Origin of the sequence: Streptomyces sp. NRRL F-4489 (assembly GCF_001509485.1) — a bacterium.
Taxonomy (GTDB): Bacteria; Actinomycetota; Actinomycetes; order Streptomycetales; family Streptomycetaceae; genus Streptomyces.
Genome location: NZ_LLZI01000001.1, coordinates 47,369 through 73,282, shown reverse-complemented (window position 1 = coordinate 73,282; position 25,914 = coordinate 47,369). Strand labels below are relative to the sequence as shown.

24 protein-coding genes and 1 pseudogene are annotated in these 25,914 nt (G+C 71.3%); 20 read left to right on the top strand and 5 right to left on the bottom strand.

The genetic code is table 11. From position 1 onward, the window contains the following. Positions 1-31: 31 nt before the first annotated feature. Both ADL22_RS00325 and ADL22_RS00320 read right to left on the bottom strand, forming a co-directional pair. Complete coding sequence (locus tag ADL22_RS00325) at positions 32-1,390, bottom strand: MFS transporter (protein WP_066972364.1); 1,359 nt, start codon at positions 1,388-1,390, stop codon at positions 32-34. A gap of 118 nt (positions 1,391-1,508) precedes the next feature. Next, complete coding sequence (locus ADL22_RS00320) at positions 1,509-2,582, bottom strand: formylglycine-generating enzyme family protein (protein ID WP_079063730.1); 1,074 nt, start codon at positions 2,580-2,582, stop codon at positions 1,509-1,511. A gap of 123 nt (positions 2,583-2,705) precedes the next feature. Here ADL22_RS00320 and ADL22_RS00315 point away from each other — a divergent pair, with 123 nt between their 5' ends. Together ADL22_RS00315 and ADL22_RS00310 are read left to right on the top strand one after the other, a co-directional pair. Beyond that, positions 2,706-3,068, top strand: a complete 363-nt coding sequence (locus tag ADL22_RS00315) for a YidH family protein (RefSeq protein WP_066972358.1) — start codon at positions 2,706-2,708, stop codon at positions 3,066-3,068. Next, positions 3,065-3,382: a DUF202 domain-containing protein gene (locus ADL22_RS00310; protein WP_066972356.1), complete on the top strand. Its 318-nt coding sequence runs from the start codon at positions 3,065-3,067 to the stop codon at positions 3,380-3,382. The genes ADL22_RS00315 and ADL22_RS00310 overlap by 4 nt, the downstream gene beginning before the upstream one ends. Positions 3,383-3,418: 36 nt before the next feature. Here the strand turns inward: ADL22_RS00310 and ADL22_RS35900 are convergent. Beyond that, a pseudogene (locus tag ADL22_RS35900) lies at positions 3,419-3,632 on the bottom strand (alpha/beta fold hydrolase); the annotation flags it as partial. A 170-nt stretch (positions 3,633-3,802) separates the two neighbouring features. On the opposite strand from ADL22_RS35900, the gene ADL22_RS00305 reads away from it, so the two are divergent. The 16 genes from ADL22_RS00305 to ADL22_RS00230 all read left to right on the top strand — a co-directional run bounded on the left by ADL22_RS00305 (position 3,803) and on the right by ADL22_RS00230 (position 20,725). After that, entirely contained in the window at positions 3,803-4,486 is a 684-nt protein-coding gene (locus ADL22_RS00305) for a TetR/AcrR family transcriptional regulator (protein WP_066972353.1), read from the top strand. Further along, positions 4,483-5,913, top strand: a complete 1,431-nt coding sequence (locus ADL22_RS00300; protein ID WP_066972350.1) for an MFS transporter — start codon at positions 4,483-4,485, stop codon at positions 5,911-5,913. The genes ADL22_RS00305 and ADL22_RS00300 overlap by 4 nt, the downstream gene beginning before the upstream one ends. Further along, complete coding sequence (locus ADL22_RS00295) at positions 5,900-6,376, top strand: DUF5946 family protein (protein ID WP_066972347.1); 477 nt, start codon at positions 5,900-5,902, stop codon at positions 6,374-6,376. The genes ADL22_RS00300 and ADL22_RS00295 overlap by 14 nt, the downstream gene beginning before the upstream one ends. Positions 6,377-6,425: 49 nt before the next feature. Next, positions 6,426-6,956, top strand: a complete 531-nt coding sequence (gene cpt / locus ADL22_RS00290) for a chloramphenicol phosphotransferase CPT (RefSeq protein WP_066972343.1) — start codon at positions 6,426-6,428, stop codon at positions 6,954-6,956. Positions 6,957-7,314: 358 nt separating this feature from the next. Further along, positions 7,315-8,364 carry a dihydroorotate dehydrogenase gene (locus ADL22_RS00285; RefSeq protein WP_234430488.1) on the top strand — a complete coding sequence of 350 codons (1,050 nt, stop codon included), beginning with the start codon at positions 7,315-7,317 and terminating at the stop codon, positions 8,362-8,364. Continuing rightward, complete coding sequence (locus ADL22_RS00280; protein WP_234430487.1) at positions 8,337-9,617, top strand: MFS transporter; 1,281 nt, start codon at positions 8,337-8,339, stop codon at positions 9,615-9,617. Before ADL22_RS00285 ends, ADL22_RS00280 begins: the two co-directional genes overlap by 28 nt. Before the next feature lie 198 nt (positions 9,618-9,815). Then, the gene (locus ADL22_RS00275) at positions 9,816-10,688 is read left to right on the top strand and encodes an IclR family transcriptional regulator (RefSeq protein ID WP_066972341.1); all 873 of its coding nucleotides are present in this window, start codon (positions 9,816-9,818) and stop codon (positions 10,686-10,688) included. Further along, positions 10,685-11,299, top strand: a complete 615-nt coding sequence (locus tag ADL22_RS00270; RefSeq protein WP_066972338.1) for a hypothetical protein — start codon at positions 10,685-10,687, stop codon at positions 11,297-11,299. The genes ADL22_RS00275 and ADL22_RS00270 overlap by 4 nt, the downstream gene beginning before the upstream one ends. A 98-nt stretch (positions 11,300-11,397) precedes the next feature. After that, complete coding sequence (locus ADL22_RS00265; RefSeq protein ID WP_066972335.1) at positions 11,398-11,883, top strand: hypothetical protein; 486 nt, start codon at positions 11,398-11,400, stop codon at positions 11,881-11,883. Beyond that, positions 11,880-13,193 (top strand): Zn-dependent hydrolase, encoded by a 1,314-nt coding sequence (locus ADL22_RS00260; protein ID WP_066972333.1) that lies wholly within the window; start codon positions 11,880-11,882, stop codon positions 13,191-13,193. Before ADL22_RS00265 ends, ADL22_RS00260 begins: the two co-directional genes overlap by 4 nt. Positions 13,194-13,225: 32 nt before the next feature. Continuing rightward, on the top strand, positions 13,226-14,110 hold the full coding sequence (locus tag ADL22_RS00255) for a dihydroorotate oxidase electron transfer subunit (RefSeq protein WP_066972330.1): 885 nt from the start codon (positions 13,226-13,228) through the stop codon (positions 14,108-14,110). Continuing rightward, complete coding sequence (locus ADL22_RS00250; protein ID WP_066972327.1) at positions 14,107-15,474, top strand: dihydroorotase; 1,368 nt, start codon at positions 14,107-14,109, stop codon at positions 15,472-15,474. The genes ADL22_RS00255 and ADL22_RS00250 overlap by 4 nt, the downstream gene beginning before the upstream one ends. Beyond that, positions 15,471-16,919, top strand: coding sequence for an aspartate ammonia-lyase (locus ADL22_RS00245; RefSeq protein WP_066972324.1), 1,449 nt, complete (start codon positions 15,471-15,473; stop codon positions 16,917-16,919). The genes ADL22_RS00250 and ADL22_RS00245 overlap by 4 nt, the downstream gene beginning before the upstream one ends. Before the next feature lie 140 nt (positions 16,920-17,059). After that, complete coding sequence (locus ADL22_RS00240; protein ID WP_234430486.1) at positions 17,060-17,635, top strand: DUF3995 domain-containing protein; 576 nt, start codon at positions 17,060-17,062, stop codon at positions 17,633-17,635. 302 nt (positions 17,636-17,937) lie between these two features. After that, positions 17,938-19,062 carry a DUF5954 family protein gene (locus tag ADL22_RS00235; protein ID WP_066972321.1) on the top strand — a complete coding sequence of 375 codons (1,125 nt, stop codon included), beginning with the start codon at positions 17,938-17,940 and terminating at the stop codon, positions 19,060-19,062. A gap of 133 nt (positions 19,063-19,195) precedes the next feature. Continuing rightward, a complete protein-coding gene (locus ADL22_RS00230; protein WP_066972318.1) occupies positions 19,196-20,725 on the top strand; it encodes an RICIN domain-containing protein in 1,530 nt (509 codons plus the stop codon). Between the two features lie 62 nt (positions 20,726-20,787). On the opposite strand, the gene ADL22_RS00225 is transcribed toward ADL22_RS00230, so the two are convergent. Together ADL22_RS00225 and ADL22_RS00220 are read right to left on the bottom strand one after the other, a co-directional pair. Further along, the gene (locus ADL22_RS00225) at positions 20,788-21,288 is read right to left on the bottom strand and encodes a hypothetical protein (RefSeq protein WP_066972807.1); all 501 of its coding nucleotides are present in this window, start codon (positions 21,286-21,288) and stop codon (positions 20,788-20,790) included. 46 nt (positions 21,289-21,334) lie between these two features. Continuing rightward, entirely contained in the window at positions 21,335-22,429 is a 1,095-nt protein-coding gene (locus tag ADL22_RS00220; RefSeq protein WP_066972315.1) for a hypothetical protein, read from the bottom strand. 422 nt (positions 22,430-22,851) lie between these two features. Between ADL22_RS00220 and ADL22_RS00215 the strand changes: the two genes are divergently transcribed. Further along, positions 22,852-23,571: a hypothetical protein gene (locus tag ADL22_RS00215; RefSeq protein WP_066972312.1), complete on the top strand. Its 720-nt coding sequence runs from the start codon at positions 22,852-22,854 to the stop codon at positions 23,569-23,571. 76 nt (positions 23,572-23,647) lie between these two features. Beyond that, positions 23,648-25,486, top strand: coding sequence for an FG-GAP-like repeat-containing protein (locus ADL22_RS00210; protein WP_066972309.1), 1,839 nt, complete (start codon positions 23,648-23,650; stop codon positions 25,484-25,486). Positions 25,487-25,914 lie beyond the last annotated feature (428 nt).

The window sequence follows — 25,914 nt, the reverse complement described above, 5'->3', positions numbered from 1 at the left end:
TGGTCGGCGGGTGACCGGGGTGCGGTTGCGGTTACGGCTGCGAGGGCGGGCGATGAGGTACGGGGAGGGGACCGGGGGGTACGGCGTGGGACTCGGTACGCGGGTGAATGCCGCGGGCGGCCGCCGTGCAGGCGACCATGGCCACGGCGAGGACGGAGACATAGGCGGCGATCGGCCAGGACCGGCCGCCGGAGGCCCGCAGCAGCAGGGCGGCCACGGTCGGGGCCAGGGCCCCGCCGAGCACGGTGGCGATCTGGAAGCCGAGCGAGATGCCGCTGTAGCGCACGGACGCCGGGAACAGTTCGCAGAACAGGGACGCCTGCACGCCGTAGGGGAGCCCGTTGACGAAATTCGCCAGGCAGCACGCGGTGAAGACCACCGGCAGTGAACGCGTGTCCAGCAGCGCGAACAGCAGGAACGGCGTCGGGATCAGCAGCAGACCGCAGGCGAGATAGACGCGGCGGCGGCCGACGCGGTCGCACAGCCGGCCGGAGAGCAGCATGCCGGCCAGGTAGAAGACGGCGCTGACCACGTTGATGGTGGTCGCGGTCGACCGGGACAGCTGGAGCTGGTCGACGAGGTACGCGATGACGTACACACCGAGGAGGAAGCCGAACGCCGCGATGGCCGTGTGCATCCCGATGGCGAGCCCGATGCTCTTCCCGTGCCGGCGCACGGTCTCCCGCAACGGCGCCCGGACCGGCGCCCCCTGATCCCTCAACCGCTCGAACTCCGGTGATTCCTCGATCCGTTGGCGTATGACGAGACCGACGCCGACCAGGAGGATGCTGACGAGGAAGGGGAGGCGCCAGCCCCAGGCAAGGAGCTGCTCGGTGGTGAGGCCGGCCAGCAGGGCGGTGAGGGTGAGGGACGACAGGATGATCCCGAGCCCGCTGCCGGTCTGCACCAGGCTGCCGTACCAGCCGCGGCGGTGCGGCGGCGCGCTCTCGATCACCAGGCTCACCGCACCGCCCCACTCCCCGCCCAGACCCAGCCCCTGGCAGAACCGCAGGACGGTGAGCAGCACGGGGGCCCAGATGCCCACGGCCGCGTAACTGGGCAGCAGCCCCATCAGGAAGGTCGCCCCTCCCATGATCCCCAGGCTCCACAGCAGCATGGGTTTGCGCCCGAACCGGTCGCCGAGGTGCCCGAAGACGGCACCGCCGAGCGGCCTGGAGAGGAAGCCGACGGCGAAGGCGGCGAAGGCCAGTACGGTGCCCACGGCGGGATCCGCGGCGGGGAAGAAGACCTTGTCGAAGACCAGGGCGGTCATGAGCCCGTAGACCGCGAAGTCGTAGAACTCGATGGTGTTGCCGAAGACCGAGGCGGCGATGAGTTTCTTCGGCACGGAGCCGGGCGGGGGCGGGCCCCCGGCACGGGGGAGAGCCAATGTCGGCTCCTCTCGCGGTGTCTGGTGGGGAGAGAGTGGCGTGCGGGTGACTGGGTGCGTGGGCGCCTGGGTGTCCGGGCGTCCAGGCGGCTGGGTGACCAGGTGGCTGCCTGGTTTCTCAGGCGGCGCAGCGGAAGCCGAGGTGCCCGGTGGAGTTGTCGGGCGGATTCTTGGTGCGGGCGGCGGTGCGATAGCGGTTGCAGTACGACGCGTGGCACAGGTACGAACCGCCGCGCATCACACGCTCGCTGCCCTCCGGCGGCCCGCCCGGATCGCGCCGGGTCCCGGGCCGCGACGGTACGTGCCAGTCCGTGCTGAACCAGTCCGCGCACCACTCCCACACATTGCCCGAGGTGTTGAACAGGCCGTAGCCGTTGGGCCGGTAGGCGTCGACGGGCACGGTGCCCGGCCGCCCGTCCTCGTGCCGGCGGGGGAACTGCCCGCGCCAGGTGTTGCACCGGTGCCGGCCGCGCGGGGCGAACTCGTCCCCCCAGGGGAAACGTGCCTGGACCAGGCCGCCCCGCGACGCCTTCTCCCATTCGGCTTCCGTCGGGAGCCGCTTGCCGGCCCAGGCCGCGTAGGCCGCCGCGTCGTTGAAGGAGACGTGCACCACCGGATGGTTCTGCCGGTCGGCGATGCCTGAACCGGGTCCGCCCGGTTGCCGCCAGCTCGCGCCCTCGACCGGCAGCCACCACGGCGTCTGCCGGACCCTGCCCTGAAGGACGTGTCCGGCCGCTTCGGCGCCGACCAGCATCTGGAAGACGAACGACCAGCCGATCCGCTCGGCGTCCGTGACATAGCCGGTTGCCTTGACGAAGGCGGCGAACTGGGCGTTGCTGACCGCCTTGGCGTCGATGCGGTACGTGTCGAGGTACACCTCGCGGACCGGCCCCTCACCGTCGTCGGGGAAGGCGTCCGGATCGTCGCCGCCCATCAGGAACGGTCCGGCGGGGATCCGGACCATGCCGCGGTGCCGCTCCCGTTCGGTGCGCGCGGGCCCGCCACCCGGGACGCGGGCTGCCTGGGCTGCGGGGGCAGGGGCGCCCAGGTCGCGGGACGGCGCACAGCACTGCGGGATGCCTGGCTGAGCAGCGGCGGCCGGGGCGTCCGAGGCGGCAGAGGTGGCCGGGGTGGCCGGGGTGGCCGGGGTGCTGGGTAGGGCCGGGGTGGCCGATGCGGCCGAGGTATCCATGCGGTGGCTCACTTCCGTTGTGCACAGGGGCTCTCCCTTGACAGGCGGTGCCCTGGCTCCCAGCATGACCATCGAGGCGGTAGACGTCTAGACGTCTACCGAAAAAAGTGTGAAGGGAGCTCCGTGAGCAGCACGCGACGCAGGTGGCCTCAGGCGGTGTACGACGGCGGCACCGAGCCGGACCCCCGCTTCACCCTGGCCAACGAGCGGACCTTCCTTGCCTGGATGCGCACCGCGCTCTCGTTGCTGGCCGCCGGCGTGGCCCTCCGCGCGGTACCGTTCCCGTCCCTGGGCCACCGGCAGGTGCTCGCCGTCCTGCTCGTGCTGTCCGCCGCCGCCTGCGCCGTGACCGGCCTCACCCGCTGGGCACGCTCCGAACGGGCGCTGCGCCGGGCGCAACCCCTGCCCGCACTCTCGCTGGCCCCCGTCCTGTCGATCGGTTTCGTCGCGGCGGCCGCCGCCCTGCTCACCGCCCTCGTCGTATGACGGCCCGCCTGCCCGACCCGGGCCTCCAGAACGAACGGACCGCCCTTGCCTGGATGCGCACCACGCTCTCGCTGCTCGCGGCGGCAGCGATCACCACGCGCCTGGCGCTCCCCGCTCGCGGCGCGGCGGTCCTGGCCATCCTGTCCGCCGACGCGCTACCGGCCCTGTACCTCTTCACCGCGTCCGCCCGCCGATACCGCGGTACGCACCGCGCCCTCCACCGCGGAACCGCCCTCCCGGACGCCCGCCTCCCCCTCCTCCTGACCGCCATCACCGTGCAGAACGCCGTGGTGGCGCTGCTCTACGTACAGTGAGAGCGGCCCCGGGCGGCAGGAGGCCCAACTAGCCACTCAGCCAGGGAAGTCCAACAGAGCCGCGGCGAGTTCGGCCGGGGTGTCCTCCTGGACCAGGTGGCCGGCCCCGGGAAGCAGCCGCAGCGTGGCCCCCGGGATACAGGGACGCCAACTCGTGCGCCTTGGCCACCGGAATCCAGCCGTCGTCCTCGCTCCAACACACCAGAGCGGGGAGGGACGTGGACCCGTACCGTCCTTCGATCTCATCGGTGAGCCCCAGGGCGCCAGCGCGACGGGATCGACCAAGGTCAGCCGCCGATAGCACTGGAGCATCGGATCCGGCCAGGAAGGCGCTCGGCGTCATGGCCGGGCCAAGCGCTGGGCGGCATGACTGAACAGCCTGAGTAGACAGTGTCTACGCACTGCTGGTAGACACTGTCTATGGCTGATGAAAGCTCTCTGCGTGAGCGGTTGATCGATGTCGGGGTGGATCTCGTGCTTCAGGAGGGGTCCGCGTCCGTGGGGTTGCGGGAGATCGCCCGTCGGGCGGGGGTGTCGCACGGTGCGCCGCGCCGGTACTTCCCGACGCACCGGGCGTTGCTCTCGGCCATCGCGCGCCGCGGTTTCGAGGACCTCGGTGCCCGGTTCGAGGTCGCGGTCGCGGGGGCGGCTTCGGCCACGCCGCGCGGCCGGTTGGAGGCCCTGGCGCGGGCGTATGTGGCGTACGCGTTGGAACGCCGCGGCATGTTCGAGCTGATGTTCCGGCACGACCTGCTCGACAGTGCGCCGGAGGCGTCGGACCAGCCGCGGCTGCGTGAGTCCACCCTTCCGCTGTTCGGGCAGATCACCGATCTCGTCGCCCGGTGCAGGTCGGAGCGGGATGCCGCAGAGCGCGATGGTGCGTCGCATGGGGCCGTTGCGCCGCTGCCTGCGGTGGCCGCTGCCGCCCTGTGGGCCAACCTGCACGGGATCGCCCAGCTGTGGGCCTGGGGGAGCCTCCAACTCGCCGTGAATGAAGCTGAGTTGGGTAATGGAGCCGCCGGTGGCCATGTTGATGGAGATGGCCAACGTGACCGGCTCATCGCGGCGGTTCTGGACGCCCACCTCGGCCCGGTGACGGCGTGACCGCGCGCGTACAGCGACGGCTCGCACTCCTGGTCAGTGTGGCCGGCGCGATGATCGTCGCACTGGACGGCACCGTCCTGCTCGTCGCGCAGCCCGGCCTGCGGAAGGATCTCGGCGCGAGCATGGCGCAGGTCCAGTGGACGAGCACCGGCTATCTGGTGGCGGTGGCCGCGCTGCTCGTCATCGCCGGCCGGCTCGGGGACCGGTACGGGCATACGCGCCTGCTGTTCGCCGGCGTCCTCGGTTTCGGGGCCGCCTCGGCCGGGATCGCGCTCGCGTCGGACGTCACGTGGGTGGTTGTCCTGCGCGTGGTCCAGGGCGGATTCGGCGCGCTCCTCCAGCCGGCGACGCTCGCGCTGCTGCGGCTGGCGTACCCCGCGGACCGGCTCGGTACGCCGGTCGCCATCCGTACGAGTGCGATCGCGGTGGCGGCGGGGGCCGGGCCGATCCTCGGTGGTGTGCTCGTGGCGGACCTGGGCTGGCGCGCCGTGTTCTGGATCAACGTGCCTGTGGCTGGCGCCATCGCCGCGCTCGTGCTCACCGTACGGCTGCCAACAGCAGTGCGGGCAGCCGAAGTTGAACGGCTGTCGGCAACGGAAAGCTTCCCCTCCCCGCGGCTCAACCTCACCGGTGCGGGCCTGCTCGCGCTCGTGCTCGGGCTGCTGGTCCACGCGCTGGCCGGCGTACCGGAGCGAGGGTGGACCGCCGCGCCCACACTGCTCGAACTCCTCGCCGTCGCAGGCGTCGCAGCGGTGCTTGTCCGGCACGAACGCCGTGCCAGGCATCCGATCGTTCCGCCGCCCGTGGCGAGTTCCGTACCGGTGACGGCGTCGATGGGAATGCTGCTGGTCGCCGGCGCCGGGCTGTTCGGCGCACTGTTCCGGGCCACGTTCTATCTCCAGGACGTCCTCCGACTCGGCCCGCTCGCCAGCGGTCTGCGCGTCCTTCCGCTGACCGCGCTCATGGTCCTCGGCGCACCGGTCGCGGGCGCCGCACTCCGCCGGTACGGTCCGCGCCGCACCGCCCTCGCCGGTACGGCCCTCCTGGCGGTCGGCATCGCGGGGCTGTCCCGGCTCGGTCCGGCCAGTCCGGGGACGGCGATGGTCGCGGCCTTCGCGGCCATGGGTGCCGGGTTCGCCACGGTGATGGTCACCGCGACCGGGACCGTCGTCGGCGACGCGCCGCCCGGGTACGCCGGGGTCGTGGGCGGCCTCAAGCAGACCGCCATGAACATCGGGCCGACCCTGGGCATCGCCGTAGCAGCGGGCGCGACAGGCACCGCAGGCACAGCCATGGGCTCTGCCCTGCTGATCCTGGCCGCACTCGTTTCCCTCGGCCTGTTCCCCGCGTCGTGTCTGCCCTGGAACCCGGTGCACCGGGCAGGCGGCGATACGCCCTCCGCGCGCCCGGCGCATGCATCAAAGTGAAGGCATGAAACCATGCGCGGAGTGCGGTGCGCCGATGGGCTCACGCTCCTGTGACGAGCTGTTCCACGCCTTGCTCGCCCTGGACCATTCACGCCAGGCACCGTGGGGGCCGCTGCACGGGGTCTCGGTCTCGTGCTTCCTGCTCCAACACCCCAGTCGGCTTCCCGCGGACGGCGGCGCGATGGCGCGGACGCTCCTGAGCGCGTACCTGGAAGGCGGTCTGGAACAGGCGAACCAGCTCGTCGCGCAGGCGCGTCGGGGCAACTCCCATGTGGTGAAGGGCGGCCCGTCACGCGTCGACCGGAAGGTGACGCCGCCGCCCCGGGAGGCCCCAGTGCGATCCCCTTTCGCCGTCACGATCGAAGACGTCGCCGTCGACGGGACGTTCCCCGCCTCGCGGTTCACGGAACGCGTCAGGGCCTGGGCCGCGGCGACGGTCGATGCGGGGAGGCGTGACACCTGAGGAAAAAGGACCGTGCGGGTGGCTCGGGCGCCTTTACTCTGGCGCGGTGATGACTCAGGTGATCGTTCTCAACGGTGGTTCCAGTTCGGGGAAGTCCGGGATCGCCCGGTGTCTGCAGGCGGTCCTGCCGGATCCATGGCTGACTCTCGGCACCGACACGCTGGTTGACGCGATGCCCGCGTCCATGCGCGCGTCGGATACGGGCATCGAGTTCGCTCCGGACGGAGGGGTGAGTGTCGGGCCGGAGTTCCGGACGCTGGAGGCGGCGTGGATCGAGGGGGTCGCCGCGATGGCCCGCGCGGGCGCCCGGGTCATCGTCGATGAGGTCTTCCTCGGCGGAGCGGACTCGCAGCAGCGGTGGCAGAAGGCCCTGCGTGACCTGGGGGTGCTGTGGGTCGGCGTCAGGTGCGACAGCGCGGTGGCCGCGGGCCGTGAGATCGCACGAGGCGATCGGACCGCCGGGATGGCCGCGGCCCAGGCGGAAATGGTCCACCGGGGTGTGACGTATGACGTGGAGGTGGACACCACGCGTACCGAGTCGATGGCGTGCGCGCGGGCCATCGCCGCGCAGGTCAGGTGACGGGCGGTCTGGCTGGGTAACTGCCGGGCTGTCCGCCTGCGCGGCGGCACAGGGCCGCTGCCTGGCATTCCCCGCGCTGCCGCCCGCGCCCGCGCCGCCGCCCCCACCCGCGCCCCCACCCCACGCCCGTTTCCGCCTGGCGGAGGAATTCAGGCCGGCTATTACCGCAGCGTGGAAATAGCCGACTCGAATTCTTCGGAGTGATGGGATCCGCGCCGTGGGAAGGGCCCGTATCCGGCTCTTGACCTGCGTGTTCGGTGGAATGCGGAAAGGTCGGCGCTTTCTTCTCCGGCTATTGACACGAGGAAATCGCGCGCGCATTCTCTAGACCTCCACGAGACGAAGGAGGTGCTTCCACGTGGCGGAGGATCTGGGCGGCCATGCAGTGGCAGTCGACGATCGGGACCGGATGTTCGCCGAGGAGGTTCCGGCCGGTGCGGACCTCGGGGTGCGGCTGGGCGGGCTGGCTCTGGCGAATCCGGTGATGCCGGCGTCCGGGTGCTTCGGGCCGGAGCTGGGGCCCCTGCTTCCGGTCGGCGAGCTCGGTGCCGTTGTCACCAAGACGCTGTTCGCCGGGCGGCGTTCGGGGAACCCCTCGCACCGGCTGACGGAGTCCTCGCACGCCATGCTCAACAGTGTGGGGATTCCCAGTCCGGGGACGGGAGGGTTCCTGCGGGCGGTGCTTCCGGCTTATCGGGCGTTCGGAGTGCCTGTGGTCGTAAGCGTGGGCGGTCTGCGTGTTGAGGAGTACTGGGAGGTTGTTGAGGAGTTGGGTGGGGCGCATATCGACGCGTTGGAGATCAATGTGTCGTGTCCCAATCTTGAGCACGGTGGGCTGGCCATTGGGACCGATCCGGTGGTGGTGGAGCGGGTGGTCAGGGGGGTGGGGGAGCGGACCGGCCTGCCGTTGCTGGTGAAGCTCACGCCGAGCGTGACGTCGATCGGCGAGGTCGCGCGGGCCGCGGAGGCCGCGGGGGCGGCGGCGGTGACGGTGTGCAACAGCTTCCCCGGTATGGCGGTTGATCCGCGGGGGCGTAAGGCCGTTCTCGGGAACGGGGTGGGAGGGCTGTCCGGGCCTGCCGTGAAGCCGCTGGCGCTGCGGCTGGTGTGGGAGGCGTCCCGGGCCGTGGCCATTCCGGTCGTCGGGTGCGGCGGGATCGGGACGGCACGGGACGTGGTCGAGTTCCTGGTGGCCGGTGCCACCGCCGTGCAGGTCGGAACGGCGACGTTCACCCGTCCGTATGCGATGGCCGAGATCGTGCGTGATCTGGCCGTCCTCGTCGCCGATCTGGGCGCGAGCGGTGTCGGCGAACTCATCGGCCGCCTTTCCACCGAGTCCGCCAAGTCCAGCGAGACCTCCGAATCCAGCCAGGAGATGATGTGTCCGGCACCGAGCATGTACGTGTGACGGCGGGGACGCCCGGCCGGGATGGCGCCCTGCCGCCGGGGGACGGGGGCCCGGAGAAGGTCAGCGGTTATGCGAAGAAGGCGGTTGTGGCGTCGTCCATCGGTTATGCGATGGACGGGTTCGATCTGCTGATTCTCGGTTTTGCGTTGTCGGCCATCTCCGCCGATCTGCGTCTGGGGCATACGCAGGCGGGGTCGCTGGCGACGATCACCTTGTTCGGTGCGGTGCTCGGCGGTGTGGTCTTCGGGATGCTGGCCGACCGTATCGGGCGGGTGAAGGTGCTCACCTACTCGGTGGTCTTCTTCGCCGTCTTCACGGGGCTGACCGCGGCCGCGCACGGTTTCACCGAGATCGCCGTCTACCGCTTCCTCGCCGGTGTCGGCATCGGCGGAGAGTTCGGCATCGGTATGACCCTGGCCGCGGAAGCCTGGCCGGCCAGGAAGCGCGCCCGGGCCACCGCCTGGGTCGGACTGGGCTGGCAGTCGGGGGTGCTGGTCGCCGCGCTGGTCAGCGCTCCCGTATTGGAACACTGGGGCTGGCGGGGCCTGTTCCTGCTCGGCGCGCTGCCGGCCGTCATCGCGATCGTCTTCCGGTCGCGGTTGCCCGAGCCCGAGACGTTCGTGCGGTTCAAGGCCGCGCAGCAGGGCAAGCCGCGGGTCCCGCTGCGGCTGCTGGTCGCCGATGTGCCAACCACCCGGGCGACCCTCGGCGTACTCGTCCTCACATCGGTGCAGAACTTCGGCTACTACGGGATCATGATCTGGCTGCCGACGTACCTGTCGGACCGCTTCGGCTACAGCCTGACGAAGTCCTCCGCGTGGACCGCGGTGACGGTGCTCGGCATGGGCGCGGGCATCTTCGTCTTCGGCCGGCTCGCCGACCGCCTCGGCCGGCGCACAGCCTTCTGGATCTTCCAGTGCGGTGCCGCCGTCTCCGTACTGGCCTACAGCCAGCTGGTGTCGCCCTGGGCGCTGATGCTCGGCGGGGCCGTCATGGGCGCCTTCGCCAACGGCATGATCGGCGGCTACGGGGCCCTCATGGCCGAGCTGTACCCGACCGCGGTGCGTTCCACCGCCCAGAACATCCTGTTCAACGCCGGACGAGCGGTCGGCGGGCTGGCCCCGGTGGCGGTGGCGCTCGTCGCGGACTCCCTGGGCCTGGGCACGGCCATCGGCCTGCTCGCCGTCATCTACGTACTGGACATGGCCGCGATGCTGCTCATCCCCGACCGGCCCGCCGGCTCGCTCGACTGATCGTCCCGCCGCGCCGCGCCGCCTCGCTCGACTGACCGTCCAGGCGGCCCATGTGACGGATCGCCTCGCCGCCGCGCCCGACCGACCGCCCCGCCGTGGCTCTCGGCTGGCCGTCCCGCCGCCGCTTTCGACCGACCGACCGCCCCGCCGCCGCGCTCGACCGACCGTCCAGGCGGCCCCTGCCGACAGGAGACACCCATGCAAGTCGTTGTCCGCGCACTGTCCGTCCTGCGGACCCTCGCCCCCAAGGCCACCGGTGCCACGCTGCAGGAGCTCCACGAGGAGCTGGGCATCCCGATCGGAAGCCTGCACCGCGTCCTGGCCACCCTCCAGGAGCAGGAGTTCGTCACCCGCAGCCCCACCAACCGGCGCTACTTCCTCGGCCCCGTGGCCCGCCAGCTGTCGGAGCAGAGCACCGGCCACTCCGCGCTTCTGGTCACCCCGCACCCGGCCATCGTCACCGCCGCCGAAGCCAGCGGCGAAACGGTCTTCCTCACCGAACTCATCGGTGACCGCGCCGTCTGCGTCGCCCTGCGGGAAGGCCGGCACCCGCTGCGGCTCTTCGTCCGCATCGGGCAGGAGATGCCGTGGAACGCGGCGGCCTCGGCCCGCGCGCTGCTGGCCCACCTGCCCGGGCCCGTGGCCCACCGGCTGCTGGACGCGCGCCCGCTCAGCGCCTTCACCGACGACACCCCGACCACCCTCGACACCGTCAACGAGCATCTCGCACTGGTGCGGGCCCGCGGCTACGACGTCTGCGACGACGAACTGGACCGCGGCGTATGGGCGGTGGCGGCCCCGGCCTTCACCTCCACCGGCTCGGTCGCGGCCAGTGTGACGCTCGCCGCGGCGGGCGGCCGGATGCGCGACCCGGGCAAGAGGGCGGAAGCGGTGCGCACCGTGCTCACGGCGGCCCGCGCACTCTCCGACGAACTGGGCTTCGCCGGTGACTGGCCCGACACCGTCCCCGACCCCGAACCGCCCGGGACGCCCGCCACCCGGACCCCGGCCCCGGCCGATGCCCCGGATTCCGGCCCCTCCGCCCGGCCGAAGAAAGGCACCCCGCGATGACCCTCGACCAGCAACTGGCCGCAACCGCAGCCCGCGACATACCCGCCGTCTTCCTCACCCCGGAGCAGCGCCTGGCCGAACTGCGGGCCGACATCCTCGCCGCCGCCGGCCGCGCCGGTACGAGCCCGTCCGAGCCGGCCGTCGACCCGTACGCCTTCCAGACCCAGCCCGCCATCCTGCGCCGCCTGGCCGATGTGCTCGCCGGCCGCCTGCCGGCCACCCTCGACCGCCTGGTGGCCGCCGGGCCGGTCGGGGTCGCCCTGACGGCCGCCGTCGCGCTGCACACCGGACTGCCGTACGCCGTCCTGCTGCCGGGCGCGCCCGCGTCCTCGGATTCCGCCTCACCGGCCACCGCTTCCCCGGCCACCGCCTTCCGGACCACCCTGCACGGTGAGATCCATCGCGCGGAGCACGTCGCCGTCCTCGACCCGGTCGTCACCACCGGCCGCCGGATCCTGGACGCGGCGGCCGCGGCCGAGGAGTACGGAGCCCGGGTCGCGGGCCTGTACGCCGCCCTGGGGAGCGGGAGCGGGGGCGGCGCGGCCGTGGCAGCCGCCGAGGACTCCGGGTACACGCTGCAGGTCCTCTTCCCCAACTCTTCGGGTTCGTAAGGCACTTGGCAGGGACTGGCGATCTGCGCAGTCCCTCCCCAGTCACCTTCACCTTCACTTTCCACCAGTCACCTCCACCCTCCAGACGGAGTGTCCCCATGCACAGCGCACCCCCCGTCACACCGGTCACGGCCGCCGTCCGTGACCTGGGCATCGGGCCCGACACCTACGGGCCGACCCTCGACACGGCCCGGTCCACCGCCGCCACCGAAACCGTCGGCAAGGCCCTGGCCGCGGCCCTGGAGCCGTACCGCCCGCAGGCCCTGGCGGTCTGGCGGACCGGCGACGACATGGTTCTCGCGCACATCGCCGCGCGGGAACTCGGCGCCGAACTCCTCTACGCCAGCGCCACGGCCGGCATCCTCGCCTTCGACCGCACCCCGGCGCCCGGCCGGCGCGTGGCGCTGCTCGCCGCGGCCTGGACCGAGCAGGGGCTCAGCTCCCTGCGGACCCTGGCCGAGCGGACCCACGGACTCGACGCGGTGGTCGCCGCCGCCGTCGTCGACACACCCGCGCTCCGCGCCGCCGGCGGCCTGGCCACCCTCCACCTGACCGCCGACACCCGGCAGGAAGAGCCCTCATGAACGGCACAGCCACCGCAACCCGCCGACTCGGTGCCAGTCCGGCCCGGCTCCAGGAGCGGATCGACGCCTTCGCCGCGCTGTCCGAACCCGACTCGGGCCCCGGCGTCACGCGCCTCGCCTACACGCCCCTGGAGCGCCGGGCACACGCCGCGTTCACCCGCGAGATGACCGCGCTCGGCCTGACCGCGTGGACCGACGAAGCCGGCAACACCATCGCCGAACGCGCCGGCACGCAACCCGACCTGCCGGCCCTCGGCACCGGCTCCCACCTGGACAGCGTGCCCAACGCCGGCGCCTACGACGGCATCGCCGGGGTGGTGGCCGCCATGGAGACGGCCCGCCTCTACGCCGAGCACGGCATCGAACACGCCCACCCCGTAAGGTTCGTGGCCTTCGCCGCCGAGGAAGGCGCCCGCTTCGGCCAGGCATGCACCGGCAGCCGTATCGCCGCCGGACTGACCGGGCCGGAGGACCTGGACACCAAGGTGGACGCCGATGGCATCAGTCTGGCCGACGCCATGCGTGCGGTCGGCCTGGAACCCCGCGACGTCTCCCGGGCGCGCTGGGCGCCGGGGGAGTGGGCGGCCTTCCTGGAACTGCACATCGAGCAGGGCAGCGTCCTGGAATCCACTGCCACACCGGTGGGCGTGGTGGACCGGATCTCGGGCAGCACCCGCCTCCGCCTTGACGTGACCGGCCGGGCCTCCCACACCGGCGGCACCCCGATGCATCTGCGCGCGGACGCCATGACCGCGGCCGCCGAGATCGTGCTGCTGGCCGAGGCCCTCGCCAACGACACCAGGCATCGCGGGACGCGGATCAGCGTGGGGAAGTTGGAAGCCCTGCCTGGCTCCCTGACCACCATCGCCGGACAGACCCGGCTCTACGTCGACGTACGGGACGTGGACAGCGACCGGCAGCGGCACACGGCCGCCGAACTCGTCGAACGGGCCCAGGACGTCTGCCTGCGCCGCAAGGTGGCCCTGGCCGCCACCACCCTGGCCGACGCCTCCCCGGTGGTCCTGCCCCGCCAGCTGCGCGACGTCATCGCCGCCACCTGTGGGGATCTCGGGATCGACTACCGCGTCCTGCCGAGCGGTGCCAGTCACGACAGCCAGATGGTCAACCACGTCGTCCCCACCGCCATGCTCTTCGTGCCCAGCCGGGACGGCATCAGCCACAGTCCCGTCGAGTGGACGAGCGCGGACGAACTCGCCGTGGGCACCGAAGCGCTCGCCGCCGGTCTGCTCGCGCTCGACCGGCAGTTCCGGCGGCCGGCTCCCGAGGCCGCGGACGGTGGCCAGGCATGAGGTCCGCGGCACCAGCAAGCAAGGAGAGGACCATGTCCCACCCCACGCCGGTCAACGAGGCCGCCGCCCAGATCCACGAGGCCGTCACCCCGATCCGGTCCGGGGGCGCCGCGCGGCCGGAGCCGACGTGGCACCGGGCGACCGTACGGGAACACACCCAGGTCGCCGACCGCTACCACTACCTCTGCCTGGAAGCCCCCACCATCGCCTCCCGCGCCCAGGCAGGCCAGTTCGTCATGCTCACCGTCGCCCGCGACGGCGAACGGGCCCCCGTGCTGCCGCGCCCCATGGCCCTCTACCGCCGGGACGCCCGGGCCGGCACCATCGAGGTGATCTACGGTGTGGTCGGCGACGGCACCCGGCTGCTCACCACCTTCCGCCCCGGCGAGCGCCTGCTCTGCGTCGGACCGCTGGGCCAGGGCTTCGACCTCGACCCGTCCGCCCGCCGCGTCCTGCTGGTCGGCCGGGGCATCGGGACCTGCTCGCTGACCACCGTCGCCCAGGATCTGGCCGGCACGCCCACGGACGTCATCGCGGTCGCCAGCGGCCGCGACGCGTCCACCGTCATCGGCGGTCCGCGCTACCGCGCGTACGGCGCCGCCGCGGTCCACGAAGTCCACGACGCCGACGGCAGCAGCTCCGTCGCGGCCCTGCGGCGGACGCTGACCACGACACTGGACGCCGATCCGCCGCAGCAGATCATGACCTGCGGTTCCGAACGGCTCGCGCGCCTGTGCCGCGAGCTGGGCGACCGCTGGCACGCCGACGTCCAGGTGTCGCTGGAAGCCCATATGGCCTGCGGGCTGGGCTACTGCCACGGCTGCGCGACCGGCACCCGCGGCGGCCCGCAGGAGTCACCGCTGATCTGCGCCGACGGCCCCGTCTTCCGCTACGCGCCGGGGAGGGCGGAGATATGACGCCGCCGCCGGAACAGCCCCCGGTGGCGCGCCCCCTCGGCCCCCTCGACTCGGTCCTCCTGCGCGGCGTACGCGTCCTGGGCCAGGGCGCCACCGACGTACGGATCGACAGCGGCCGGATCGCCGCGATGGGGCCCGGAGCGGACGACGGCACCGCCGCCCGCCGCGTCGACGTCTCGGGCCTGGTCATGCTCCCCGCCTTCGTCGACCTGCACACCCATCTGCGGGAGCCGGGCGGTGAGGACAGCGAGACGATCGCCTCCGGAACCCGCGCGGCGGCCGCCGGCGGCTACTCCGACGTCTTCGCCATGGCCAACTGCCGGCCCGTCACCGACACCCCGCGGCGCGTCGAATCGATCACCGACCTGGCCGGGCGCGTGGGCGCCTGCCGCGTGCACCCGGTCGGAGCCGTCACCACCGGGCTGCGGGGCCAGTCACTCGCCCCGATCGGCGGCATGGCGCGGGCCGGCGCACGCCTCTTCTCCGACGACGGCCGGTGCGTGGACGACCCCCAACTGCTGCGCGAGGCACTGCTGGCCAGCCGGGAGGCCGGGACGGTCATCGCCCAGCACGCGCAGTGCCCCCGGCTCGCCGGCGACGGCCAGATCAACGCCGGGCCGGTGGCGGACCACACCGGCCTGCCGCCCTGGCCGGCCGTGGCCGAGGAGACGATCGCGGCCCGCGATGTCGTCCTGGCCGCGGAGACCGGCAGCCCGCTGCACATCTGCCACGTCTCCACGGCCGGCACGGTCGCCGTCGTCCGCTGGGCCAAACAGCAGGGCTGGCCGGTCACCGCCGAAGTGGCGCCCCACCACCTGATGCTCACCGACCGGTCGGCGGCGGAAGCCGACCCGCTCTACAAGGTCAATCCGCCGCTGCGGTCGGCCGCCGACGTCACGGCCCTGCGCGCCGCCCTCGCGGACGGCACCCTCGACGCCGTGGCGACCGATCACGCCCCGCACCCCGCGCACCGCAAGGCGAACGACTGGTGCCACGCGCCGTTCGGCATGCTCGGACTGGAGACCGCGCTGTCCGTGGTGGCGGAGGTCCTGGTCACCAGCGGCGGCGGCCCGGACTGGGCGCGGATCGCCGGGGTGATGTCCCACCAACCCGCCCGTATCGGCGGCATTACAGCGCTCGCCGGGCGTCCGCTGCGAGCCGGGGAGCCGGCCACCTTCACCCTCATCGATCCGGAGGCTGACTGGCGGGTCGACACCGGCGAGCTCCACAGCCTCTCCACCAACACCCCCTTCGCCTCGATGACCTTCCGCAACCGGGTCGTTGCGACGGCGGTGGGCGGCCGGCTCACCCACGACCGCATCGACCTGCTGCCCCTCACGGCCGAGAAGGAGCCCCGACGTTGACCACCAACGGCCGCCCGGCAGACGCCGGTTCGCGCAGGGAGTGCACCTCGCGCACCGAACACGACCTGCTGGGCGAACGCCGCGTCCCGCACTCCGCGTACTACGGGATCCACACCCTCCGCGCCATGGAGAACTTCCCCATCACCGGCACCCCCCTTGCCAGGCACCCCGCCCTGGTCGTGGCCCTCGCCCAGGTCAAGCACGCGGCCGCCCTGGCGAACCGCGAACTCGGCCTGCTCGCCCCGGAGAAGGCCGCGGCCATCACGGCCGCCTGCGAGGAGATCGCCGCGGGCCGCTGGCACGACCAGTTCACCGTCGACGTCATCCAAGGCGGCGCCGGAACGTCCTCCCACATGAACGCCAACGAGGTGATCGCCAACCGGGCCCTGGAACTCCTCGGCCACCCCAAGGGCGCGTACGAACACCTCCACCCCCTCGACAGCGTCAACCAGGGCCAGAGCACCAACGACGTCTATCCCACCGCGGTGAAGATAGCCCTCCGGTCGCACGCCGACGCGCTCCTCGCCGCCCTGGCCGAGCTGCGCGCGGCCTTCACGGCCAAGGGCAAGGAGTTCGCGGAGATCGTGAAGGTGGGCCGCACCCAGCTCCAGGACGCGGTACCGATGACGCTGGGCCAGGAATTCTCCGCCTTCGCCGCCACCCTCGCCGAGGACGAACAGCGCCTGACCGAAGCGGCGGCCCTGCTCCACGAGATCAACCTCGGCGGCACCGCCATCGGCACCGGCCTCAACGCACACCCCCGCTATCCGCAGACGGTCTGCCGGCACCTCCGCCACCTCACCGGGCTGCCGCTGGTCACCTCCGGCGACCTCGTGGAGGCCACCCAGGACACCGGCGTCTTCGTCCACCTGTCGGGCGTCCTCAAGCGCGTGGCCGTGAAACTCTCCAAAATCTGCAACGACCTCCGGCTGCTCTCGTCCGGACCGCAGACCGGCCTCAACGAGCTCAACCTGCCGCGCGTACAGGCCGGTTCGAGCATCATGCCGGGCAAGGTCAACCCCGTCATCCCGGAAGTCGTCAACCAGATCGCCTTCGAAGTGATCGGCAACGACCTCACCGTCACCATGGCCGCCGAGGCCGGACAACTGCAGCTCAACGCCTTCGAGCCGATCATCGCCCACGCACTCCTCACCTCCGCCGGGCACCTCACCGCCGGCTGCCGCACCCTGGCCACCCGCTGCGTCTCAGGCATCACCGCCAACGCCGGCCGCCTGCGCCGCCAGGTCGAGGAATCCGTCGGCGTCATCACCGCCCTGACCACCGTCATTGGCTACGAAGCGGCCAGCGCCCTGGCCAAGCAGGCGGTGACCACCCGGCGCAGCATCCGGGACCTGCTCCGGGAATCCGGCACACTGGACGACGCCCAGCTGGACGAACTCCTCTCCCCGGCCCGCCTCACCGGCCCGGCGGCGGCCCAGCCGTAGCGGCGGGCTCGCCATGGGCTTCCCCCGCGCGGGGGAGGCGGACCGTCCCTGCGGCGGATGCCCAGGCCGCGGGCCCGGACCAGGCTGCAGTCATGTCAACGACATGGACTACGGACGACGGCATCGACACCATGGGCGACATGGGCGGGATCGACAACCCGGCACGCCTGGGCACATGGCCCGCATACACAGCCGCGATGTGGGGCCTCTTGTTCGCCCTTCCCAGTTTCGTGTGGGCAACAGGCAACACCTTCGGCGCGCGGTCCACGGTCGCGCCGTCACTGGTGCGGCTCGCCGAGGACGGCGTGCCGTGGTTTGTGGCCGTCCTGTGGGCGACGGGTTGCCTCAAGCTCGTCGGGTCGGTGATCGGGATCGGTCTGACGCGGCCGCGCGGGCGGCGGACCAGTCGGCTCCTGGTCGGGTGCGGCAGCGGCGCGGCGGTGCTGCTTGCCTGGCACGGTGGCCTCTTCGTCGTCCAGGGGGCCTTGGCCGAGACCGGGGTGGTGTCGGTCGGGCAGGAGACGGCCGGGCTGACGCGTTGGTATCTGTGCCTGTGGGGCCCGTGGTTCCTCATCGGCGGACTGGCGTTCGCCTGGGCCGTCGTACGGTACGTCCGCCGGCATCGTGACCGGCGTGAACTACGGCTTTACGGCGCGGCGGGGGCGTTCGGCGCCTTGGTGCTGTCCCTGGCGGCGACGGCCGCCGGGATCGGCTGACGGGGTCAGCCAGCGGGCGAGGGCGACGATCCGGGTGACGGTGTCCCGGCCGAGCTGCGGGCCGGCGATCCGGACCGTGAGCGGGGCGCCGCGCATCCGGAAGACCGCGTTCACGGCGATGTGCAGGAGACCGGTGCTTCGCCCTCCTCCTCTGGACGGCCGGACGACGCGGCCCCCTGCTGGTCCCCGGGGCTGGGTGACTCGGGCGCAGTGACCAGGGCCAGCCACCGCCGCGCCGCCGCGGAGGCGCCAATTCCCCGATTCCCCGGCGGAGTCCGTCACGGATCCGTCACACTGCGTATGTGAATGGTTACGAGGACCGGGTGCCCGCCTATCTCACCTTCCGGATCGCCCCGCAGGAGGGGCCCATCGCGGCCTTCGCCGACCAGGAGGCGTGGCAGGCGCGGGAGCACTACCCCGACCTGCTGGGCGTGGGCATGCCGGAGTTCTTCTACGCGACCGAGCGCGACACCGGCGGCTGGGAGTTGTGCGAGTACGGCGCCGCCGAACCGCAGCCCGCCAGGGACTCCCTGGGGTCGCACTTCCGCAGGCGCGCCAAAGAAGCCGAGGACGCCGGTGACGCGCAGGCGGCGCGGACGTGGATGGCGGCGGCGCTGCGGATGGATCACGAGGTCATCGACGAACTCCGGGTCCGCGGCGAGCGGTTCCGCATCGTGCGCGCCTCGAAGTTCATCCGCATGGGCCGCAGCGGTCCCGAACCGCCCCGCCCCTCGGACCCCGACCCGGCGGAGGTCGGCGAGGCGTATCGGATGCCGTCCCGCACCAAGGGATTCATCGTTGACCCCTACATCAGCGCGGGGATGTCCGAAAGCCTGCTGAAGCTGGACCTCGTGCAGTTCGTCGGAGTGGCCCCCGGCGCCCCGCCCGAGGTGTGCGAGGACGCGGTGCGGGCCGTCGAGAATTACCCGGGCGGTGTACTGCTGCCGGCGGTGTTCATGGTGTCGGAACGGGTCGACGGGCGCTGGAAGGCGCAGACCCCCGCCGCCTCGGACAGCACCCCGCAGCAGGCCCGGGACGGTCTGGCCGCGTGGCTGCGGGTGATGGCGCCGTTCCGCTTCAAACTCTCCGACGAGAAGCGGGCCGCATACGCGCGCGCCGCCGACGTCTTGGACGCGAAGCGGAGCAACACCCTGTGCGTGGACGGACGGCGGTTCCGCATCACCCGCGTCGAGCGCCTGATCCGCATCGGCCCCGACGGCCCGGAGGGACCGCGCCCCAGTGACTTCGACTCGCAGCCCCCGGTGGAGGTCCACGCCCAGCAGCTCAAGGAAAAGGGCCTCTGGAAGGACGAGAACGAGCCACTCGAACTCAGCGAGGAAGCCCTTGAATTGAAGGCCCTGTGGGACCAGGAAGAGGCCCGCCGTGCGGCGGCCAAGGAGCGCAGGGAGAAAAAGAAGCCCCGCTGACGGTTTGACGGCTCATCAAGGCACGCCATGAAACCACTCGTGAGTGGACTTGCCGCCCCAACGCGCTTCTGACTTTCTGGAGTCACGTGACGACCGCTTGTAGTCGGCGGCCGGCGAGCGATAAAGGATGACGATGAGCACTGCGCCAGAGGCGGCCGAAGGTGACGAGAACTCCACCCCTCAGATCAGCACGGTCCTGGGCACCGGGCAGGCGGGGTTCACAGGCGACAACGGGCCTGCCGTTGCGGCTCAGTCGAAGTCCCCGTACGGGATCGCGGTGGACAGCACCGGGACCGTCTACTTCTCGGACTACGGCAACCACCGGGTCCGAAAAATCACGACCGACGGGAAGGTCAGTACGGTCGCGGGGAACGGGAGTGCGGGACCGAGGGGGGACAACGGCCCTGCCGCCTCAGCGCAGTTGAACTATCCGCGTGAAGTGGCGGTGGACAGTGAAGGCGCCGTCTACATCGCCGACGACCAGAACCACCGGGTCCGGAAGGTTACGCCCGATGGGAAGATCAGCACGGTCGCCGGCACGGGCACCGCGGGCTTCAGCGGTGATGGCGGTCCCGCCACCGCCGCCCGGTTGAACCGCCCCTTCGGTGTGGCGGTGGACAGCACCGGCGCCCTCTACATCGCCGAGTACGGCAACCACCGGGTCCGGAAGGTCACGGCGGACGGGAACATCAGCACGGTTGCGGGGACCACCTCCGCGGGATCCAACGGAGACGGCGGCCCCGCCGTTTCGGCCCAGCTGAACCGCCCGTACGGAGTGGCGGTGGATGGCGCGGGCGTCCTCTACATCACCGAGGACGGAAGCCACCGGGTCCGGAAGGTGACGGCGGACGGCACGATCTGTACGGTCGCCGGCACGGGCACCGCGGGCTTCAGCGGTGACGGCGGTCCGGCGGCCTCGGCCCAGCTGAACCGCGCGCTCGCGGTGGTGGTGGACAGCACCGGCGTCCTCTACATCGCCGAATACAACAATCACCGGGTCCGGAAGGTGACGGCGGACGGCACGATCAGTACGGTCGCCGGCACGGGCACCGCGGGCTCCGGCGGTGACGGCGGTCCGGCGGCCTCGGCCCAGCTGAACGGCCCGCTCGGGCTCGCTGTGGACTGCGTCGACACCCTCTACATCATCGAGTACGGCGGCCACCGCATCCGGAAGATCGCCTCCGCGAAGATGGCCGGCCTGCCCGAGTCCGGCACGGTGGTCTCCTGGGGCAACGTCCGGAGCAAGCTGCGGATGGGGGTCGTGGGGGAGTCCCTCAAGGACGGGGCCGAGATCCAGCAGAGCCTGGCCGCCCGCCGGGATACCCAGCGGTGGCGGCTGTTCGTCGTGGGCCAGGACGGCGACGGCGAGGTCCTCTACCGCATCGAGAACGTCCGCAGCGGCAAGGTCCTGGAAGTCGTCGGAGGGGGGACGGCGGTCGGCGCGGCGGTCGCGCAGCGCGACTACGAGGGCGCCGACGCGCGCCACCAGCAGTGGCGGCTGATCCCGGTGGGCTCCGCGACCGACTCCGAGCGGGTCTACGAGATCGCCAACGGGAACAGCGGTCTGCTCCTGCACGTCGACACCAACGCCCGTACGGTGATCAAACAGCACGCGGCGGACGGCGACCACCGGGGCCGGCAGTGGCAGTTGCTCCCCGTGTAACGCACGGAACGCCCGAGGGGGCCAGGGACGACGGTGCCCCTGACCCCCTCGGAGGCCGGTCGCTACTCGGAACGGTCCGGCTTCTCGGCGGTCGCCTTCGGGGGGTTGGCGGGCTTCTCCGCCTTGGGGGATTCCGGGGGCTCGGGTGCCGTGAAATCGCTCCTCTTCGGCGCCTTCAGGTCCTCGTCCTTCTGCAGGTCGCCGTGCTCCTTGATCGTCGTACTCGATGTCTGCATACCGCCGGCTGCCGCGTTCGCCACCGAGCCGGGATCCTGGGCGTACTGCGCCTGCGCACCGGCCGACGCCTGGGCGGTCTGGACGAAGGAGCCGAGGAAGCCCAGGACGGCCCGCGCCTCGGGCGACTCCTCCCGCACGACCTTCGCGCGGTGGTTGGCCCCGTGGATCCCGCTGGTGAACAGGCTCGTGGTCGTGTCGTCGTAGGTGCCGTCCTCGGCGTCCTCGAAGTCGACGCCGGCACCCGGCCGCGGTTTGGTGCCGTCGGTGTTCACGGAGAACAGCCCAGCGCCCCTGTTCGCGAAGTTGAAGATGTTGTCGAACACCATGGTCGTCACCCTTGTTCGTGTCGTCGCGGCGGAGCCTCCCGCCGGGTCAAGGCTGCTTGTAGAGCGTTTGGTCGATGCCGGTCAGGCTCTCGCTGTCGAACATCGTGTGGTGAACGTCCAGGGCGGAGACGACCTCGGCCAGTCCCTGCATGCGGAAGCCGCCGCCGGCCAGGTCGAGGTCGCTGATGTCACGGGCGACCAACTGGTCGAGGCCGGGGTAGTTTCCGGACTGCGGCGGAGCCAGAACCCTCACCGGTACGTCGTACTTCACCGCGATCAGCCCCGAGAAGGTCACCGGGATCTCGTAGGTGTACTGCTTGTGGGCACGGCGCTGTGTGGCGATCGTCTCCACGCGGGAGTTCGGCGGGACATCGCCGGAGATCTGCGATTTCGAGGCCCAGCTGGTGGTCAGGGAGCCGCCGACGGAGGCCGCGATGCCCTGCGCAAGAGAGGCGTTGAGCGACGCGGACCCGGTGGCGGTGCCCGAGGTCGTGAACGAGGCCGAGCCGGTCAACGAGGCCGACGCGGAGTTCGACATCGCATTCCGCACGCTCGTCTCGCAGGCATTCGCGTTGTCCACCCCCACGCTGTCCTTGCTGTTCTTGTTGGTCACCGTGTTGCCGTTCTTGTTCGCCATCTCGTTCTGGAGCTGCGTTTGAAGCTGGCCCTGAAGGCTCAGACCGAGCTGGCTCTGCAACTGCAGCGCGAGCTGCGCGGTGAGGGTGCCGCCGAAGGTGAGCTTGACGTCTCCCGAGAGCGACCACGTAACACCGTTCGACACGGTGAAATCGACCGAGTCGGTGAACTTCATCGGGGTCTGGCTGCGGTTGACGTAGGTGCGCGAGGAGAACGTGTCGGGCGGGGGCTGGGCGATGTTGCGCCGCTCCTCGATCAGCGGCTCCCCGAGGTTCATATAGGCGAGCCAGCCCAGCTTGGCCGCGGTCCCGGGGAAGGCGCCGAAACTCGACTTGTTCACGGAGAACCCGACCGGCTTGTGCTGCGCCCCGTAGTCATCGACATAGACCAGATTGGGGTGGTCCAGGATGGACTGCCAGGTCTGCTCGATACCGAGCTCCCGCAGGTTCTTCTTCGTCAGTGGCTGGCGCTTGGCCCGTTCCAGGTTGTACGCGTTGGAAGGCATTCCCCGTCCTCGACTGATCCGGCAGAACCGCGCTCGGAAAAATGGAAAAACAGACATCTGCGCACGTTCCAGCAATCGAAGTTAGCACGGCTTCCATTGCTCGGAACGGTGCGTCTGCATATGCACTCAATCGAGTGATAAAAGTTCGGCGGGGGCTCTCAACTAGCTGGCGGTAGCGGTAAGTTCCAGCACAGTCGGTCAATCGGTCGATGGCTTTCCGATAACCCCCGCCCACACGTTTTATGACCCTTGCTGCGCCGTGGGCCGGGGGTATGTGATTCGTCCTCCACGCGTTTTCGGAGTCGTTTCGATCGACAGCTATCGGGGCAGCGGTAATGCCGCGTCATACATCCCACGTCACACCACTCAACTGAGCGCCCGACGCGTCGTTCTCCACATTCACAACAGGTGAGGTTTCCGCGATGTACACCCAAGAACGCACGGCGATGGCGAATTTGGTGGTCGGCGGCCCGGTAGCGGTGAACAGCTATGACAACGCCATCGTGGCGGCGCTGGTCGAGAACCGCCCGGTCATGCTCGTCCACGCCTTCAACGGCGGCTACCTGCGGCCCGTCGACCTGAAGGAGTCGGTCCACGACAAGGGCGTCCAGCTGGCCACCACGCTCGACCCGGACACCAAGGAGGCGCAGGGCCACCTCTGGCACATCACCCCCGCCGGCTTCTTCGGGCAGCGGCCGCTGTACTTCCTCGAGAGCGCCGCGGGCCAGGTGAAGCCCAAGCCGGCGGCCGCGGGCGACGCCGCCGCCGGGCGCGGCGACGACGGTGTGCCGAAGCCGCAGCGCCGGCGCGTCACCGTTCACCAGGACGCCCCCAAGAGCACGGCCGACACCGTCCAGGTCGGCCTGCCCGACAAGGTCGGCGACAAGTGGCGCGGGAAGAACGGCGCGCCCGAGGACACCCAGCTGTGGGTCGTCACGGTGACTCCCTGGGGCGGGATCACCTTCGTGCCGATCACCCACCCCGACGCCATCCTCGGCTTCAAGGACCACGCGGTGACGGCCAGCAGCGAGGTGCGCCTGACCTACAACTGGGGCGGAGACTTCACCGGGACGGTCATCAACACGTTCTATCCGCGGCTGCCCAACGAGTGGAACGTCCCCTACCACCACGTCTTCACGTGATCCGCGGCCACCGCCGCCACCGCCGCGCCGCACCCGTCCCGAGCCCACGCCCGTACCGCCTGGAAGAGGCACCACGATGCCCGTGCCCACGGAAGAACTGAAACTGGAGATCGTCAACGCCGCCACGGGGAAGACCCTCGGCGCCAAGGCGGCGGCGGCCGCGGACGCGGCGCTCGTCGTCCGCGACTTCCCCGACGGCGGCCCGAGCCCGGATCAGTGGCAACTCACCCCCGTGCAGACCGCGCAAGCCGCACAAGCACCGGACGACCAGGCATATGTGATCCGCAACGCGGTCAGCGGCAAGGTCATCGAGAACCCCACCGCCGCGGACCGCGGCATCCGCCAGTGGAACGCCGCCGCCGGCAAGAAGGGCCAGCAGTGGCGCCTCGTCCCCGTGGACGGTGAAGCGGGCCTCTTCGTCATCGAGGGCGTGACCGATGGCGCCGTGCTCGACCTCGCCGAGCCCGGCGCGGACGACACCCGGATCGTCCTGCGCGAGTACGACGAGAGCGCGGAGAGCCAGCGGTGGCGGTTCGTCCCGGCCGACCCGGAGCGCACCAGCGACCCCGTGCTGCGCTGGTCGTCACTCAGCCACTGGAACGGCCGCCAGTCCTGGCGGCTGGCCCCTTCCGCCGCGCTGCGCCCGGCACCCGGCGCGACACCGGCCTTCAGCGACCTGCTGCTCGTCCTCGAAGGCTACGGGAGCGACCAGAGCGCCGGCGCCTGGCAGGGCGGCGACGGAGCCAACGGCTCTCCAGGCGGCTGGTGGGCCGCGACCGGCGCCCGCTTCCTCGCCGACACCACGGGAGCCGGACGCGCGGACATCATCGCCCTCAAACCCGCGAAGCCCGCCATGACATCGTCCAGCAGGGGCGACGGCACATTCGACGACGAGCGCGCCCTCCACCAAGGCGCGCCCTCCCCGAACGCCGCCGACCTGTGGACCCTCGCGGACACCACAGGCAGCGGCAAGCCCGCCATCGTCGTACTCGCCGCCGATGGCGTCCGGATCTCCTCCCAGGACGACAACGGAAAGTTCGCCCCATCGGGCGGCGAACTCGCCCTCAAGGCGTTCGGCCACGGCAACCAGGCCGGCGGCTGGGTGCCCGGCAAGCACCCCCGCTTCCTCGCCGACACCACCGGCGACGGCCGGCTCGACCTCGTCGGCTGCCACGACGACGGTGTCTGGATCTCCCGCCAGGACGAGGAAGGAAAGTTCGCCCCGCTCCCCGACGAACCGGCCCTTAGCGCGTTCGGCCACGGCGAGGCGGCGGGCGGCTGGGTGCCCGGCAAGCACCCCCGCTTCCTCGCCGACACCACTGGTGACGGCCGGCTCGACCTCGTCGGCTGCCACGACGACGGTGTCTGGATCTCCCTCCAGGACGAGGACGGCACCTTCGCCGACCCGCTCTACGTCCTCGACGACTTCGGAACCGCCCAGGGCTGGACCTCCACCGAGGACCACCCCAGGTACCTGCTGAAGACCGGCGAGAGCGGAGCACCGGCCCTCATCGGCTTCGGTCCGCAAGGCGTCGTCGTCTCCCACGGACGCGGCGACGGCACCTTCGAGCCCGCGAAGCTCGTCCTGAACGACTTCGGCCTCGCCCAGGGGTGGACGGGCGCGAAGCACCTCCGCCTCCTCGCCGACGTCACCGGCGACGGCAACCCGGACATCGTCGGCTTCGGCGACGAGGGCGTGTGGGTGGCACACAGCCTCGGCAACGGCCAATTCGAACAGGCCCAACTGGTATGCCGCGGCTTCGGCTACAACGACGACGCCGGCGCCTGGCGCGTCGGCCGCCACCCCCGCTTCCTCGCCGACATCACCGGCGAAGGCCGCCCCGACATCATCGGCTTCGGCGGACCAGGCGTCTACGTGGCCCGCAACCTCTTCCGCCGCTTCAGGACCCGGTAACAGCTGACCCTGGCGGGTCGAAGGGGGCGAGGGGGGAGTGGGGAGGCGCCTGGTGGGCGGGTAGAGCCCGGGTCAGGCGCCTCCGCCGTGCGTCTATGAAGAAGCCGAGTACAACCCACGCAACACGCAACACGCAACACGCAACACCTTGAACGCGGCACTTTTGAAGTCGGTAAGTTTCGCTGCCTGAACGCACGGATCCGAAATTCCTCGCAATAGCGGCTGCGGCCACCCGTCACGTAAGTGGTCACCGCTGGCCGAACCGGACCGCAAGGGCTGCCGCTTGCGGAAGGGGAAACGCAGGGAGATCCTGAGGACGAACTCGGCGTGGCGCTCTGCACAGAGATTGACCATCGCTCTCAACGGGTCCCGCAGCGCGAAACCGCTGTGCGGAAACTCTGGCTGCTTCGTGCCCGCCAGCTGTGACC